Source organism: Stenotrophomonas sp. PS02298 (assembly GCF_029959445.1).
Classification (GTDB): domain Bacteria; phylum Pseudomonadota; class Gammaproteobacteria; order Xanthomonadales; family Xanthomonadaceae; genus Stenotrophomonas.
Genome location: NZ_JASCOR010000113.1, coordinates 1 through 15,309, shown reverse-complemented (window position 1 = coordinate 15,309; position 15,309 = coordinate 1). Strand labels below are relative to the sequence as shown.

Genomic DNA, 15,309 nt, shown 5'->3' with positions numbered 1-15,309 from the left:
GTGCCGAGCCATGCCCGGCAGATGCCTTGCCGGTAAAGCTTCTGCCGAGCATGGCTCGGCACTACCGCGTTGCTCCCTCCCTTTTGCGCAGCAAAGGGGAGGGCTGGGGAGGGGTTGGCTTTTGCGGTCTTTCGATCGTTGCTGGCTTCGCGGCTTAAGCCGCTCCTACACAGCTGATGGATGGCTGGGAAAGCCTCAGCCGAGCATGGCTCGGCACTACCGTTGCTGCTCCCTCCCTTTTGCGCAGCAATAGAGAGGGTTGGGGAGGGGTTGGCTTTTGCGGCCTTTCGAGCGTTGCTGGCTTCGCGGCTTACGCCGCTCCTACAGAGCTGATGGACGGCTGGGAAAGCCTCTGCCGAGCATGGCTCGGCACTACCGCTGCTGCTCCCTCCCTTTTGCGCAGCAAAGGGGAGGGCTGGGGAGGGGTTGGCTTTTGCGGTCTTTCGAGCGTTGCTGGCTTCGCGGCTTACGCCGCTCCCACAGAGCTGGCGGATGGTTTGGAAAGCCTCTGCCGAGCATGGCTCGGCACTACCGCTGCTCCCTCCCTTTTGCGCAGCAAAGGGGAGGGCTGGGGAGGGGTTGGCTTTTGCGGTCTTTCGAGCGTTGCTGGCTTCGCGGCTTAAGCCGCTCCTACACAGCTGATGGATGGCTGGGAAAGCCTCAGCCGAGCATGGCTCGGCACTACCGTTGCTGCTCCCTCCCTTTTGCGCAGCAAAGGAGAGGGTTGGGGAGGGGTTGGCTTTTGCGGTCTTTCGAGCGTTGCTGGCTTCGCGGCTTACGCCGCTCCTACACAGCTGATGGATGGCTGGGAAAGCCTCTGCCGAGCATGGCTCGGCACTACATTCGTGAAGCCCCAGCCGAGCATGGCTCGGCACTACCCTCAGTAGTCTTCTTCGGCGGCGGCTTCGCGGCCTTGCTGGCGGATCAGCGCTTCTTCGCGAGCGTCGTTGATGGCGTGACGCACGCTGTCCAGGTCCACCGCGCGCTCGTCCGGGGTGAACTCGCCGGTCAGGACGGTATCGGGTAGCAGATCCCCGGCCTGGAACAACTCCCACATTTCCTCGCCGTACCAGGTCTCCAGCAGCTCCGGTGCCCAGCGGCCGAGGTTGGCGGTGAGGTTGTTGACGTCACGCAGCAGCATGGTGCGGGCGGCGTTGTTGCCGCCGGCGCTGACCACCTGCGGGAAATCGATCACCACCGGGCCATCCGGCCCGACCAGCACGTTGTACGGCGACAGATCGCCGTGGATCAGGCCACAGCACAGCATCAGCTTGACCTGCTGGACCAGCACGGTGTGGAACTCGCGCGCCTGCTCGGCGCTGAGCTCCACCTCGCCCAGACGCGCGGCGCTGAAGCCCTCGGCGTCGGTCACCAGCTCCATCACCAGCACGCCGTGGAAATAGCCGAATGGTTCCGGCACGCGCACGCCGGCGTCGCGCAGCTGGTACAGCGCGTCGACCTCGGTGTTCTTCCAGGCCGCTTCGGCCTGCTTGCGGCCGTAGTTGCTGGCCTTGCCGATGGCGCGGGCCTCACGGCTGCCGCGTACCTTGCGGCCTTCCTGGTACTGCACGCGCTGCTGGAAGCTGCGCTGCGCCATGTCCTTGTAGACCTTGGCACAGCGGATCTCGTCGCCGCTGCGAACCACGTAAACCGCTGCTTCCTTGCCGCTCTTGAGCGGGCGCAGGACCTCGTCGATGACGCCGTCGTCTATCAGTACCTGCAATTGTTGGGGTGTTTTCACAGTGTCTCGGTGGCTGCGGGTGGCGGCTCGATCTGCATCGAACGTGGGCCGTCCGGGTGGGATCAGACCGGCATATTGTTGCCGATGGTACGGAAACCGGCCAGCGATGGCAGCACCGGGGGTTCAGGCTGGACAGTTCCCATGGCACAAACGCGGACGGCCAGGCGTTGGGCCTGGCCGTTGGTCGGTGATCGCAGCTGGCAGCAGGCTGCGCCTACCCTCTCCCCAACCCCTCTCCCGGAGGGAGAGGGGCTAGCGCACAGCCTCAGCGGCTCAGCACGCCGGGGTTCATCAGGCCCTTGGGATCGAGCTGGGCCTTGACCGCGTCCAGCACCGCCAGCGCGGCCGGGTCGCGGCCGGCGCGATAGTCATAGAACTTGCCCAGCTGCAGGTTGGCCGCGCCATGTGCGCGCATGGTGTCGGCGATCTGGCGCTTGAGCACATCAGCCGCGGCGCGTGCTTCCAGGTGTTCACCCGGGCAACCGATGCGCTCGCGGTGATCGGCATCGACGGTGCGCTGGTGGAAGGCGTTGTGGCTGTCCGGCCAATAGATGCAGGGCTCGATCACCACCGTCTGCGCGCCCACGCTGGACAGCAAGGTGCCAATGAACATGCCGTGCCTGTCCATCGTTTCCTGCTCGCGCGCGAACAGTTCCTGGAGTGCATTGAACATGCTGGTGGCCTTGGAATGCGGCACCAGCGCATGCACCGGCGCCCAGCGCTCGCCCTGCGGGCCGAGCATCGAGTTCCACGCGGCAAACGGATTTGCGGCCATCATCTTGGGAATGGAGGGTTCAATGCTTTCACCAAACTCACCCACCAGCTTGCTCGCGCGAGTGACGCGATCGGCCACCTCGGCAGCGCTGTCGCCCTCCAGGGTGATATGCAGCGAGAACTGCTCCTGGTCGACGATATCGCGGCCCTTGACCGCCAGCTTCAAGCCGGAGATCAGGCCGCCCTTCCTGATCACATTGCCCAGCGCCTTGACGTCGCTGGATAGCCCGGCGCGGCGCATGCGCACGCGGGTCAGGGCCGGATCGAAGGCCGCCGTTTCGCTGGCGAGCCCATGCCGTGCGAGCACGCCAAGCGCGGCAAACAGGCCATCGGCGGTCGGGAACTGCCAGGACAGGTAGTCGATATACGCGTGCTTGGGGATCAGCTTCAACACAATCCGGGTCTTGATGCCGAGCAGGCCGCAGTCTCCCAGGAACAGGCCGGTCAGGTCCGGGCCGTACCAGCGGAAGAACGGTGTGGTGTTGGCAGCCGCGGCCGAACCCGTGGTGAGGATGTCGCCGTTGGCGGTGACTACCTGCAGGCCCAGCACCACATCAGCCGAACAGCCATAGCGCGCGGTGCCGTGGAAGATCGCGCCCTGCGACATGCCGCCGCCGACCGTGGCGTGTGAACCGGACATCGGTCCGAAGTACGGGGTGCGCACGCCCTTGGCGTCCAACGCATCCTTCAGCGCACGCCAGGTGACGCCGGCTTCGACCACGACGTAGGCGTCTTCCAGGTTGATCTCGACGATGTTGTCCAGCGAACTGGTATCCACCAGCACGCTTGGGCTCTGCGCGGCGATATAGCCGCTGGTGTAGCTCATGCCGCCACCGCGTGCGATCACCGCAACACCGGCCTCGGTGAGTTGCTTGACCGCAGTGGCCAGCTGTTGCGCATCGTTCGGGCGCAACACCGCCAGCAGCGGCCTGCCCTGTGAATAGACATCGGTGGCGAAATACTCAAGCTCGCTGGCATCGGTGACGATGCTGCCGCCCCAGCTCGACTGCAGCGTGGCGATGACGGCGGTGGCGGTGTCGTTGCTCATGGGGGTCCTTCGGTTCAGGCGGACAGGGCGGCGGCGCGCCCCTGGTAATCGGATTCGCTATCGGTGATCACCCGCAGCGGCACCGGCAAGGCGCGCAGGCGTGCTGCCAGATCCGGTGCGGTGACATCGCGCAGCAGGCCGTGCAGGCGATTGCCCAGGCGCAGCAGTTCAACAACATTGGCGTGCACCAGTGCAGGCGCTGGCGCATCCACGCGGCGGCGGGCAGCGGCGCCGGGAGGCAGCCAGGGCCACAGCAGATGGCGCTCGCGCTCCCATTGCCAGGCATCGCAGAGATAGCCACCGGCGCGGTCGATGACGGTGCCAGGCAAGCCCTGCAACAGCAGCGCCTGCTCCTCGGCATCGAGCAGCCAAGGCGAGTGCAGCACGACTTCGCTGACACGCGCGCCCAGCGCATCCACCAGTGCAGGAACGTAGCCAGCAGCAGCGCCATGCGCTTCGATCAGCAACGGCAGCTCGGCGCTGTCGCGCACTGCGTCCAACAAGGCAGCGACCACGCTGGCAGCATCCAGCCCGGCATCGCTTTCGCAGGAGGCACCGTGGCCGGGAAGATCCGGCAGCAGGCACGCGCTGTCATCGGCATCAAGCTGCCGTGGCGATAGTGGCCGGGTGCCGGGCGCATGCAGGCACAGCCGCAGCCGGCCCTGCCCTGCCCGCTCCCAGACCGCCATGTCACCGCCAGCGGTGGCGATGATGCGTCGCTGCCAACGGTCGTCCGCCGCCGCACCCGCGCTGCCGGCAACAAAGGCCGGCTCGGCCGCCAAGGTCTGCGCCAACCACGCATCCATGCTGTCGAGCATCGCCGGAATGCCCGCGGGCTCTTCAACCACGGTGACGTTGTCAGGCAGGCCGTGCAGGCGCGGTCGGTGCGCCAACAGCGGATCGCCGTGGCGGTAGACCAGCCACGACGGCATCTGCAGCTGCTGCAGCCAGAAGTGATCGTTGTGGCGGAACGCCGCCGCATAACCGGCGCGGTAGGTGTCGCCTACATCCAGCACATCCATCACCGTTTCGCGGGTGCTTTCGGTGGTCTGTGGCGGAATCATCATCGCCGCGTCGGCGCGGCCGTCGTACCACGGGAAGTAATACTTCTGCTCGCGCATGCGCGACCACAGCCAGCGCAGGTGCGAGCCGTCCCACTGCGGCACGAACGGCGGCAGGTAGGCGTCGCCATACCGTGCGCTTTCCTGCGCGGTGAAAGCCGCATAGCCATCAACGATCAATGCAGCCACGCGCTGCGGGTTCGCCCAAGCCAACCAGGTGGCGATCAAGCCGCCGGTATGCATGCCGAACACCGCGAAGCGCTGCAGGCCGATGGCGTCGACGAAAGCCAGCGTGGCCGCGCCGAACTCGGCAATCGTCATTGGATTGCCGGGCAAGGCATCGGAGTAGCCGAAGCCGGGCGTGTCCGGCGCAATCACCGTATAGCGATCGGCGTAGCGCTGCTGCATGGCTGCCCACATCCGCGAGTTCTGCGGCGATTGGTGGATCAGCAACAGCGCCGGGCCGCTGCCGGCAATACGGTAGTGCACCTGCCGTCCGTTGACGGAAGCGAAGCGGCGCTGGATCTGGGTCATGCCTGTTCCTTAGAGCCGTACCAGTGCCTTGCCCAGGTTCTCGCCATTGAGCAGGCCGATGAAACCGGCCGGCGCGGAGGCCAGCCCGTCGTGGATATGTTCGCGGTAGCGCAGCGTGCCTGCGGCGATCATCTGCGCCAGTTCGCTGCGGCATTGCGCAAAATCGGCCAGATGGTCGTAGACCACCAGGCCTTCAAGGCGTGCGCGCGCACCAATCACCGGGCCGAGATTGGGTCCGGCCGGGCGCTCCGCGCGGTTGTACTGATCACTGAGCCCACACAGCACCACGCGCGCATGCAGCCGCAGCAACGACAACGCCGCTTCCAGCACCGCACCGCCGACATTGTCGAAGTAGCCGTCGATACGGTCCGGGCACGCAGCACGCAGCGCATTGATGAAATCCGGGTCGCGGTAGCTGACGCAGGCGTCGAAGCCAAAATCATCGGTGACGATGGCGCACTTCTGCGCGCTGCCGGCGATACCCACCACGCGGCAACCCGCGGCCTTGCAGAGCTGTCCAACCACACTGCCAACCGCGCCAGCAGCAGTGGATACCAGGATGGTCTGGCCAGCTTTTGGCTGCAGGATCTTCCGTACACCCGCCCACGCGGTGAGACCGGGTACACCAAGCACACCGAGGGCGGTGCTTGCTGGCGCCAAGCTCGAATCAACCACCGACGTAGCGTTGGCATCCATGGCGGCGTATTCGGCCCAACCGGTCATGCCGGCAACCACGTCGCCCGGCGCAAAACGACCGCTGCGGTCGGCCACCACCGTACCGATGCCGTAGCCCGGCACGATGCTGCCCAGCGGCGGGCACGGCACCGCGTAGCGGCCACCGAGTTGCGCTCGCAGGAACGGGTCCAGCGACAACCATTGCACCTGTACCAACAGCTGGCCGTCACCGGGATTCGGCAACGGCAGCTGCTGCGCTTCGAAGTCCTGCAGCTGCGGCAGGCCCTGCGGGATGTTTCGCAGGCAAACGGCCTGCATTGTGGTGTGCAGGCCGTCCATCATCAGAACGCGTTGATGCCGGTCAGCTCGCGGCCGATCACCAGCTGGTGCACGGTCTCGGTGCCTTCGTACGTGATCACCGATTCCAGGTTGAGCGCATGACGGATCGCACCGTGCTCGGTGGTGATGCCTGCGCCGCCGAGCAGATCACGGCATTCACGGGCGATGTCGATGGCCAGGCGGCAGTTGTTCCACTTGGCCAGCGACACCTGCTGCGGCTGCATCTGCCCGGCGTCCTTCAGGCGACCGAGTTGCAGCACCAGCAACTGACCGGCGGTGATGCGGCGGGCCATGTCGGCCATCTTGATCTGCGCGCTCTGGGTGGCGGCCACCGGGCGGCCGAACAGGATGCGCTCCTTGGTATAGGCCAGCACTTCGTCCAGGCAGGCGATGGCCGCGCCCAACGGGCCCCAGGTGATGCCGTAGCGGGCCTGGGTGAGGCAGCCCAGCGGGCCCTTGAGACCCTTCACGTTGGGCAGGCGGTTGGCGTCGGGCACACGCACGTTGTCGAAGAACAACGCACCGGTCACCGAGGCGCGCAGGCTCATCTTGTGCTTGATCTCCTGGGCAGTGAAGCCCGGCGTGCCCTTCTCGATGACGAAGCCCTGCACGCCTTCGTCGGTATTGGCCCAGACGATGGCGATGTCGGCCACCGAGCCATTGGTGATCCACATCTTGGAACCATTGATCACCCAGTCGCCGCCGTCCTTCACTGCGCGGGTCTTCATGCTGGCCGGATCGGAGCCGCCATGGGCTTCGGTAAGGCCGAAGCAGCCGATCACCTTGCCGCGCGACATGTCCGGCAGCCAGCGCATGCGCTGCTCTTCCGAACCGTAGGCGTAGATGGGGTACATGCACAGCGAGCTCTGCACCGAGACGAAGCTGCGGATGCCGGAATCACCGCGCTCCAGTTCCTGGCAGATCAGGCCGTAGCTGACGCTGTTCAAGCCGGCGCCGCCGTACTGTTCCGGCAGCGAGCTGCCAAGCAGACCCATGTCGGCGATTTCGCCGATCAGCTCGGTCGGGAACCGACCCTGGTCGAAGCAGTCGCCTATGATGGGTAGCACGCGCTCATCGGTGAAACGGGCAACGGAATCCTGTACAGCGCGTTCTTCCTCGCTCAGCAGCGAACGCACGTCGAACAAATCGTAGGGGTTCAGTGTCTTCAGGCTCATTACTGTCTCTGGAAGGCGCATCCGCGCCCGGAAGGTAGGGGATAAGGTAGTTCAATCAGGCGGAAAGAATTGCTGCAGCTGCACGCTCGCCCGATGTAACGGCCGCTTCCATGCCCGGAACCTGTAGTTCGGTCTGCTCGCCGGCGAAGTGGATGCGCCCGAACGGGGTGTTGGCCCAGCGCAGGGTCTGCGCGAAATAGCCGGGGGCTATCTCGGAGAACGCGCCGTCGGACAAGGGATCATTGCCCCAGCTGCGGGTCTCCAGCGGCAGCAGCGCGCCCTTGGACGCCGGCCGCAGACGCTCCATCGCATTGATGACCCAGGCAAAGCGGGCCTCGCGGTTCAGCGTGTCGGCCTGTTGGGCCATGGCGCCGTTGAGCCAGACGATAAGGCGGTTGATCTGGCCGTCGGCGCCGGGCACGGCAAACACGCGCTGCAGCGGGCCATCGCCCCACAGCGACAGCGGCAGGCCGTCCTCTTCCCAGAATCTGCGGGTGGGCTGCAGGTGGATGGTAGTGACGGCGTTGGAACGACGTGCCGACCAGACTTGCTGCTGTGCAACCGGCGGCGCCGGATCAATGACGATACGGCTGAGCGGGCCGCTGGGCAGGGCCAGCACCAGATGCGCGGCGCGGAAACGACGGCCATCAGCGCAGTGGACGTCCAGCATGCCGCGTACGGTTTCGACCCGGGTGACCTGTGCATCGAGCAAGGGCGGCTGCGACAGCGACGCCGCCATCGCCTCCGGCAACGCCTGGCTGCCGCCCTGCACCCAACCGGTACCCTTGGAGCCGAACCGACGCAGCGCATCGCGGCGCAAAGCATCGAGCGCACTGATCGAGTGCAGCGAAGAAAAGCTGTTGCCGATATCCATCCACTGCAGCGCCTGCGGCGACCAGCCCTTGCTGGCGATCAGCTGTGACAGTGGAATATCCAGCGAGAGATTGGCCGGGTCGCGCCAGCTGTCGACGGCCGGCAGGCCAAGCTCGGCAATCGCGGTGGCCAGCAGCATCGGCGGCAACAGGCCATGCTCGCGGCCTTGCAGGGTATTGAGCGGGCTTTCGCCCCATGATTTTGCCGGCACCAGCGTATCGCCAATAGCAAGGCCCAGGCCGGCAGCCGTGGGCAAGGCCGCCGACGGCGGCACGATGCCGACACCGACGCGCTTGGCGTGGGCGTGTACGCGCTCGTAAGCGGTGCCGACTTCGACACCACCGATTTCAAAACGGATGCCATTGCGCACCACGGTCTGCAAGCGGCCACCAACGCGCGGATTGGCTTCCAGCACGGTGACGCGGGCACCACCGGCTTCCAGGGCATGGGCAGCGGACAGACCAGCCAGGCCGGCGCCTACGACGATGACGTCACTGCTGGGAGTATTGGCGTGCAGCAAGCCAGGCAGCAGCGAAAGTGCAGCCATGCCAGAAACTCCCTTGATGAAATCGCGTCGTTGCATTGCGGCTACCTGCGGGTCGGGGTTGCTTTGCTTCGTAGTTGCTCTTGCTTGAAAGGCTGTCGTTCCGGCGCAGGCGGGAACGACGATCTGCTGGTGTGCCGGTGATGCCAATCAAGCGCAGGCTGGGACGGCGCAATGACCCTCCCAGCCCACCTCACCATCTAGAACTTGTAGCTGACCTCAACGCCGTACATGCGCGGCAGCGAAGGCGTCAAACCAAAGTCACGCAGGTTGGTCACCGCCAGTCCGGTCAACGGCGGCACTGCCGGCACGGCGACGTAAGCATCCGGATTGATGGTGCGCTGCGCGTCTTCCAGGGTGCGATCGTTGAACGCATTGGTCACGTAGGCCGAGACCTGCAACTGCTCGGTCGGGCGGATGCTGAAGCGGAAGTTGGTGCGGGTGGAGGCGCCGATGTACGCCAGGTTGTCGACCTGGATGTAGCGCTTGCCTTCGTAGTTGACGTCCATGTTGGCGGTGTATTCCCAGCCATTGGACAGCGCACCGTCATACATCAAGCCCAGCGTTGCCTTGTGCTTGGGCACGCGCGGCAGGGTGGCGCCAGCGGCATCTGCGGCCGGGTCAGCCAGTGTCGGTGCATTGCTGCTGGAGAACAGATCGGCCTGGTCCTGGCTGATGAACTTCAGGATCTCGGCATCGGTGAATGAGTACGCCAGGCTGGCCAACCAACCCTGCGCGAACGCCCACTGGCTTTCCAGCTCGAAGCCGCGGATGCGCGACTCGCCGACATTGGTGGTGTAGCTGGTGGAGAACAGCGAGCCGTTCTTGCGGGTCACCGGACCGGTTTCGGTCAGCTGCTGGTTGGTCCAGTCAATCTGGTAGAGGTTGGCATTGACGCGCAGGGTGCCATCCAGCCAATCGCTCTTCATGCCCAGTTCGTAGTTCCAGGCGTCTTCTTCCTTGTAGGTGTTCAGACCACGCGCGATCAGCGCGTCGCGATCGGCCTCCTGGAAGTCGGCGCGGTAGACGTCGGTATTGAACCCGCCCGGCTTGTTGCCCTTGGACACCAGCCCGTACAGGTTCACGTTCTCACGCGCCTGGTAGCTCAGCGTCCAACGCGGCGTGAAGCTGCTGAAGGTCTTGTCCAGCGCATACGACTGCCGATAGGTATTGGCGCCGAGCACGCGCACATCGGTACCGCCCTTGCTGATTTCATCGCGCGCGTAACGGCCTTCCAGCGAGGTCGTCCACTGCTCGTTGATGTGCCAGTTGATCAGGCCATAGAGCGCCTTGTTGACGGTCTGGTCATCGGGATTGGTCGGGATCGGCGTGACCACCTTGCTGCCACCGATGGTGTAACCGGTCAGGTCGCCGCCCCAGCCCGGCTGTGCGTTCTGCTCGTAGTAGTACGCGCCGAGCATGCCCGACACCGCCAGGCTCTGGTCGCTGGTCAGGCGGATGTCCTGCGACCAGTTCTTTACACCGCTGTTGGCGAAGCTCTCGAACGCGCCACCGTAGCCACGGATGGCGCTGTAGTCCTGGTCGCTGGCCGCGTAGGTTTCGCTCTTGTTGTAAGCCGAGGTCGAGGTCAGGTTCCAGCCGTTGGCGAACAGATAGTCCACCACCACGCTGGTGCGCAGCAGGTCGGTCTTGCGGCCGGAGAAATAACCTGCGGTCTCGAACTCCCTGGTGTTCAGCGCGTAGTCCGACGGTTCCTTCAGCTCACCGCAGTAGTAGCCGCGACGGCGCGATTCAAGGATCGGATACAGGCCGAAGTACAGGCCACCGGTGTACTCGGGCAGGTAGCAGTTGAGGTTGTCGCTGCCCAGGCGCGCGGCGGCGAAGTGCTGGTCACGGCTCTTCTGCTTCATCACTCTTGCGGTGATGTCCAGCGAATCGGTCGGCGACCAGGCGATGGCGGCCATGCCGCTGATGGTCTCGGTGCCGTTGAGGTCCTTCCTGCCGGATGCGTTGTTGTAGAACACGCCATCGTTGCCACGCTTGTTCAAGCTCAGGTCGTAGCCGAACGAGCCGTCTTCATTCCCGCCCGAGTAGAACAGGCCCATCTTTTCCTGGCCGTAGTTGCCAGCGCCCAGGGTGAGCTTGCCACCTGGCGCACTGCCCGGTCGCTTGGTGATGAAGTTGACCGCACCGGAGAAGGTGCGACGACCGAAGGCCGCCGACTGCGGGCCACGGATCACTTCCACGCGCTGGATGTTCTCCAGCCCGTAGCTTGAGATGTCACCTTCAACGTAGATGCCGTCGATGAAGAACGAGGCGTTGGCCTCGCCCTGGATATTGGACATGCCGCGGATCACCGGGCGGTCGAAGCCGCGGCCATAGCCGGACTTGAACGAGAAGCTTGGCGACAGGTTGGCGATGTCACGCACATCGGTCAGGCCCTTCTTCTCGATGGTCTGCTCGGACATGGCGGTGATCGGCAGCGGCATCTGCTGCAGCGGCTCGGACACGCCGCGCGCGGTCACGGTGATCTGGTCAAGGCTCTGCACGGCGTCACTAGTGGCTGCCGGCGGCGCGGGCGCTTGATCGCTGTCGGCAGCGGCGGCGCTGCCCGCGCACAGCAGCAGCGCGAGCGCGATCGAGGAGCACAGCAGGTCTGGCTTGATGGTTTTCATGGAATTTCCGACTGCAAGGTGTGTTCGGTATGGATTGGGAGGATGGATGCGCCGTCTTGGGGGAGGGTTCCGTCCGGTGTTTCCGTACTTCAGTCCTGCTGTTTGGCCGCCGCGCCCTGCTTGAGCTGCTTGTAGGCGCTCCAGCTGGTGACGTTGGGCTGCACCCAGGTTTCGGGTGCGCGTGCGTATTCCGGGTAACGGCTACGCACGAGTTCCTGGATATCGGCCGGCAGCTCGCTGACCGATGCGCGCTTGTTGCCCTGCGCGATGTACAACAGGCTGCCCGGGCGCATGCCCAGCTTCATCCATGGCAGCCACGGCCCGATGCGGGTCCAGCCATAGGTGACCGGCACGCTCTTCAGCGCCGGGTTTTCCAGGTCTGCGCGTGGCGCGAAGAACATGAAGTGTTCCGAGCCCATGTAGGTCGGGCCACTGGACTCGGCGGGGAATTCGGCCGGCTGCAGCGGATTGGGATAGGCCAACGGAATGTTGAGGGTCAGCATCACCTGGTCGCCGGCTTCCACCCATGGCAGGTGCATCGGCCGGCCTGGCGCGTTGAGCACGGTGTTGACCGGATCGTTGGCGACCTGCACGACCTCGTTGCGTTCGCCTGACAGCGGGTTGTCCCAGCTGTCGATGATCCTGCCGGTCTTCAGGTCGCGGTAGAACGTGAGCTCACGCGTGTACAGGCGCCACACGCCATCTGCCTGCTTCTCGGCACGACAGATGTTGTAGCCCTCGAAGCCCATCAGCGGTGCGGCCTTCTTGCCCGGCTCCTGTGCGAACAAGGTGCCGGCCCACCACAGGATCTCTTCCTGCTTGGGGTCCAGCGAGCAGCGCAGCTTGACCATCGCCTCGACGCTGCCCTGTTCGGACTGCAGATCCAGCGCTTTTGCCTGTGGCGAAAGTGCGATTGCGGCAGCCAGCAAAACCGATGACATTCGAATCACGTCCAACCCCCGATTGAAATGGAGCGATGAAGCCAATGCCTTGGCCTGCTCCGGACCACGGAAGACAGGCCAGTGGACCCATCAAATATGACATATAGCTATATCATTAGTGCATGTTTGTCCAATCATTTGTAAGACCTTTGTCGCCAACCCCGCAGCCCTGCTGGAGGGCGTGAAAACACCGCTGCAGCGGGCATGGCGGGGACTGCGCAGGATGTTGCCTTGCAACAGAAGAGCCCCCGTCCGGGCGGTGAAAATGGGCACTGGATTTTTGTCCGGACATTTGAGAAATTCGGGACCCGGGTCGTTGGGTCGGTCCACGGGAAGGCCATCCCGACAGGGGTTGCGGCTGATACACGAAGCAAGCGCACAGGTATTACCCAGGTGCTTGACCCCAACCAGACCCACATGACATATAGATATAACTTTAGAACTTGAAGCCTCCCGAGGAGTCGTCATGAGTCAGCAAGCCCTGCCCCCCAGTTGGCAGCACGTGGGCCGCCATGCGGTCTTCCCTGACAGCGCGCTGGATGACACCGCCCGCTTCGACTTCCTGGCCAACCTCAATGGCTACCTGGCCACCCAGCTCAGCCCCAAGGTCAAAGCCGCCTACGAAGGCCGGGTAAAACCGGCGTTCGAGAAGGAGAAAGGACGCGCCCCGCAAACCCGCCACGAAGTCCGCAAGGCGATGGCCGGCGATGCGATTTACCAGACCTGGAGTGCCCTGCGTCGCAGCAGCATGGAAATGCGCCAGCAGGCCGGTCGCGGCCTGGTGCTGAAGCAGGTGGATGCGCTGATCGAGAAGACCCGTGCACTGAACGCCAGCGACGACGGCCTGCAGCTGGATGCCTCGGTGCAGGTGCCGCGCTATTCCAGCGCGGTCGACATCCACTGCATGCCCGGCGGCTACCACACCGAGCTGCTGGCCGATGACGTCTCCGCCGCCGCCAACTACGACTGCGGCATCTTCGCCACCACCGGCGGCATGCTTGGCCGTTACAACGACGGCGGCGGCCAGGCCTTGGCGCAGTGGCTGCAGGAACACCATCCCGGGTTCAAGCCGCGCCGCATCCTCGACATCGGCTGCACCGTCGGCCACAACATCGTGCCGCTGGCGCAGGCCTTCCCGGACGCCGAAGTCATCGCGATCGATGTGGCCGCGCCGATGCTGCGCTATGCGCATGCCCGCGCCCGTGCGCTCGGTATCAACAACATCACGTTCCGCCAGGCCAATGGTGAAGCGCTGGACTATGCGGATGGTTCGTTCGACCTGATCACCACCGCCATGTTCTGGCACGAGAGCTCGGCCACGGCGATGCCGCGCAAACTGCGCGAGATCCAGCGCCTGCTGGCCAGCGGCGGCCTGACCGCGCATCTGGAACAGCCGCAATACCACGGCATGGATCCCTACGAGCAGTTCATCCGCGACTGGGATGCGTACAACAACAACGAGCCGTTCTGGAGCGTGATGCACGAGTACGACCTGCGCCAGATGATGGCCGCGGCGGGCTTCGATGCCGAGCGCTATTTCGAAACCAAGGTACGCGGCGTGGTGGACCGGGACATCTTCCCGGTCGCCAGCGAGAGCGGCGAAGACCACGGCCGTGCCGCGCTGTGGACCATGTTTGGAGCCTGGAAAGCATGAGCATCGATCCGATCGCCCTGGCCGGCAGCCGCGCCCGTGGCAAGCGTCCCTATTTCTTCAAGGACCCGGACGTGGAGCGCGTGCTGTCCATCGCCATGGCCATTGCCATGGAGAACGCGGTGACCCATCAGCGCCTGGACGCGCTGGAACGGCTGATCGAACAGAAAGGCCTGCTCAGCCGCGAGGAACTGGACCAGTTCCGCCCGGACCGTGAGGCCGAAGCACAGCGCACGCTGTGGATGAAGGAATACATCGCCCGGGTGCTGCGCATCGTGCAGCAGGAAACCGAGGCGGTGGAAGGCGGTGCTATGGACGTGCCGATGGAAGAAGTCATGGATGAACTTCGCGACCAGTAAGACGCAACGGCGTCGCCCATCAAAGACCACAACCAAGGAAAGCACATGACCGATCTGGCCAAGCACATGCCCGCCCTCGCCCGCCATGAGGGCGTCTGGGATGGCGTGTACCGTTACTACGATGCCAATGGCGACAAAATTGACGAGCACAAATCGCGCCTGATCTGCCGCATTACTGGCGACGAAAAAGCGCCATACCACCAGACCAACCATTACAGCTGGGGAGACGGCAAGACCGAAGTACGTGACTTCCCGACGTCCTACCTGTTCGGCCGCATCATTTTCGACAATGAATTGATTTACGGTTGGTGCACCGAAATCCCGGAGGACGACCATCACCGCACCTTGATGCTGTATTGGCAGCGCAAGGGTGAGGACGGCCTGGAGCTGTACGAAATGATCCAGCTCTCTGACGACGGCCAGCTGCGCAACCGCATCTGGCATTGGTACAAGCGTGGGGTGCTGGTGCAGCGCACACAGATTGACGAGACGTTTGTGAGCCGCGAGTGGCAGAAGATCAAGGGCGAGAGCTTTTACGGCGACACGATCTGATCTGCTGCAACAACGATCAACGCGGGGCGCCAAGGCGCCCCGCGCTTGTTGCGGTGGTACAGCGGTGGAGTTGGCGATTGCAGCGGTAAAACACGCCGCGCAGCCCGCAATTGCAGCTGTGAAGCCTTCCGCGAAGCCTGCGATTGCAGCTGTGAAGCCCCTCTCCCGCCTGCGGGAGAGGGGTTGGGGTGAGGGGAAGCTTCTAGCGAGCAGACCCAACGCTTTAAAAGCTTTTAAAGCTCCCCTCATCCGCCCCTCCGGGGCACCTTCTCCCGCAAGCGGGAGAAGGGATCAAGAGCACAAGCAACAGCACAAGCAACAGCAACAGCAACAGCAACCGCAACCGCAACAGCAACAGCAACAGCAACCGCAACCGCAACCGCAACCGCAACCGCAACCGCAACCG

At 64.4% G+C, this 15,309-nt stretch carries 11 protein-coding genes; 3 read left to right on the top strand and 8 right to left on the bottom strand.

Annotation, left to right across the window (positions count from 1 at the left end; genetic code table 11):
* Window positions 1-880 precede the first annotated feature (880 nt).
* The 8 genes from QMX78_RS15285 to QMX78_RS15250 all read right to left on the bottom strand — a co-directional run bounded on the left by QMX78_RS15285 (window position 881) and on the right by QMX78_RS15250 (window position 12,341).
* Complete coding sequence (locus QMX78_RS15285) at window positions 881-1,741, bottom strand: PA4780 family RIO1-like protein kinase (protein WP_282271052.1); 861 nt, start codon at window positions 1,739-1,741, stop codon at window positions 881-883.
* 265 nt (window positions 1,742-2,006) lie between these two features.
* Window positions 2,007-3,563, bottom strand: a complete 1,557-nt coding sequence (locus QMX78_RS15280) for an FAD-binding oxidoreductase (RefSeq protein WP_282271050.1) — start codon at window positions 3,561-3,563, stop codon at window positions 2,007-2,009.
* Between the two features lie 14 nt (window positions 3,564-3,577).
* Window positions 3,578-5,158 carry an alpha/beta fold hydrolase gene (locus QMX78_RS15275; RefSeq protein ID WP_282271048.1) on the bottom strand — a complete coding sequence of 527 codons (1,581 nt, stop codon included), beginning with the start codon at window positions 5,156-5,158 and terminating at the stop codon, window positions 3,578-3,580.
* A 9-nt stretch (window positions 5,159-5,167) separates the two neighbouring features.
* Window positions 5,168-6,151 carry an NADP-dependent oxidoreductase gene (locus QMX78_RS15270; RefSeq protein WP_282271046.1) on the bottom strand — a complete coding sequence of 328 codons (984 nt, stop codon included), beginning with the start codon at window positions 6,149-6,151 and terminating at the stop codon, window positions 5,168-5,170.
* Window positions 6,152-6,174: 23 nt separating this feature from the next.
* A complete protein-coding gene (locus QMX78_RS15265) occupies window positions 6,175-7,347 on the bottom strand; it encodes an acyl-CoA dehydrogenase family protein (protein ID WP_057626965.1) in 1,173 nt (390 codons plus the stop codon).
* A 55-nt stretch (window positions 7,348-7,402) separates the two neighbouring features.
* A complete protein-coding gene (locus QMX78_RS15260) occupies window positions 7,403-8,767 on the bottom strand; it encodes an NAD(P)/FAD-dependent oxidoreductase (RefSeq protein WP_282271041.1) in 1,365 nt (454 codons plus the stop codon).
* Window positions 8,768-8,964: 197 nt separating this feature from the next.
* The gene (locus QMX78_RS15255) at window positions 8,965-11,400 is read right to left on the bottom strand and encodes a TonB-dependent receptor (RefSeq protein WP_282271039.1); all 2,436 of its coding nucleotides are present in this window, start codon (window positions 11,398-11,400) and stop codon (window positions 8,965-8,967) included.
* An 89-nt stretch (window positions 11,401-11,489) separates the two neighbouring features.
* Window positions 11,490-12,341 (bottom strand): DUF1838 family protein, encoded by an 852-nt coding sequence (locus tag QMX78_RS15250; RefSeq protein WP_282271037.1) that lies wholly within the window; start codon window positions 12,339-12,341, stop codon window positions 11,490-11,492.
* Between the two features lie 466 nt (window positions 12,342-12,807).
* Between QMX78_RS15250 and QMX78_RS15245 the strand changes: the two genes are divergently transcribed.
* The 3 genes from QMX78_RS15245 to QMX78_RS15235 are packed head-to-tail and all read left to right on the top strand — an operon-like array spanning window position 12,808 to window position 14,903.
* Window positions 12,808-13,995: a methyltransferase domain-containing protein gene (locus QMX78_RS15245; protein ID WP_282271034.1), complete on the top strand. Its 1,188-nt coding sequence runs from the start codon at window positions 12,808-12,810 to the stop codon at window positions 13,993-13,995.
* On the top strand, window positions 13,992-14,351 hold the full coding sequence (locus QMX78_RS15240) for a hypothetical protein (RefSeq protein WP_282271031.1): 360 nt from the start codon (window positions 13,992-13,994) through the stop codon (window positions 14,349-14,351). The genes QMX78_RS15245 and QMX78_RS15240 overlap by 4 nt, the downstream gene beginning before the upstream one ends.
* Window positions 14,352-14,396: 45 nt before the next feature.
* Window positions 14,397-14,903 (top strand): hypothetical protein, encoded by a 507-nt coding sequence (locus QMX78_RS15235; protein WP_282271029.1) that lies wholly within the window; start codon window positions 14,397-14,399, stop codon window positions 14,901-14,903.
* Window positions 14,904-15,309 lie beyond the last annotated feature (406 nt).

Coding starts and splice junctions, on each gene's coding strand:
- QMX78_RS15270 (WP_282271046.1), bottom strand. CDS start 6,151: ATGCAGGCCGTTTGCCTGCGAAACATCCCGCAGGGCCTGCCGCAGCTG.
- QMX78_RS15250 (WP_282271037.1), bottom strand. CDS start 12,341: ATGTCATCGGTTTTGCTGGCTGCCGCAATCGCACTTTCGCCACAGGCA.
- QMX78_RS15260 (WP_282271041.1), bottom strand. CDS start 8,767: ATGGCTGCACTTTCGCTGCTGCCTGGCTTGCTGCACGCCAATACTCCC.
- QMX78_RS15265 (WP_057626965.1), bottom strand. CDS start 7,347: ATGAGCCTGAAGACACTGAACCCCTACGATTTGTTCGACGTGCGTTCG.
- QMX78_RS15235 (WP_282271029.1), top strand. CDS start 14,397: ATGACCGATCTGGCCAAGCACATGCCCGCCCTCGCCCGCCATGAGGGC.
- QMX78_RS15240 (WP_282271031.1), top strand. CDS start 13,992: ATGAGCATCGATCCGATCGCCCTGGCCGGCAGCCGCGCCCGTGGCAAG.
- QMX78_RS15255 (WP_282271039.1), bottom strand. CDS start 11,400: ATGAAAACCATCAAGCCAGACCTGCTGTGCTCCTCGATCGCGCTCGCG.
- QMX78_RS15275 (WP_282271048.1), bottom strand. CDS start 5,158: ATGACCCAGATCCAGCGCCGCTTCGCTTCCGTCAACGGACGGCAGGTG.
- QMX78_RS15245 (WP_282271034.1), top strand. CDS start 12,808: ATGAGTCAGCAAGCCCTGCCCCCCAGTTGGCAGCACGTGGGCCGCCAT.
- QMX78_RS15280 (WP_282271050.1), bottom strand. CDS start 3,563: ATGAGCAACGACACCGCCACCGCCGTCATCGCCACGCTGCAGTCGAGC.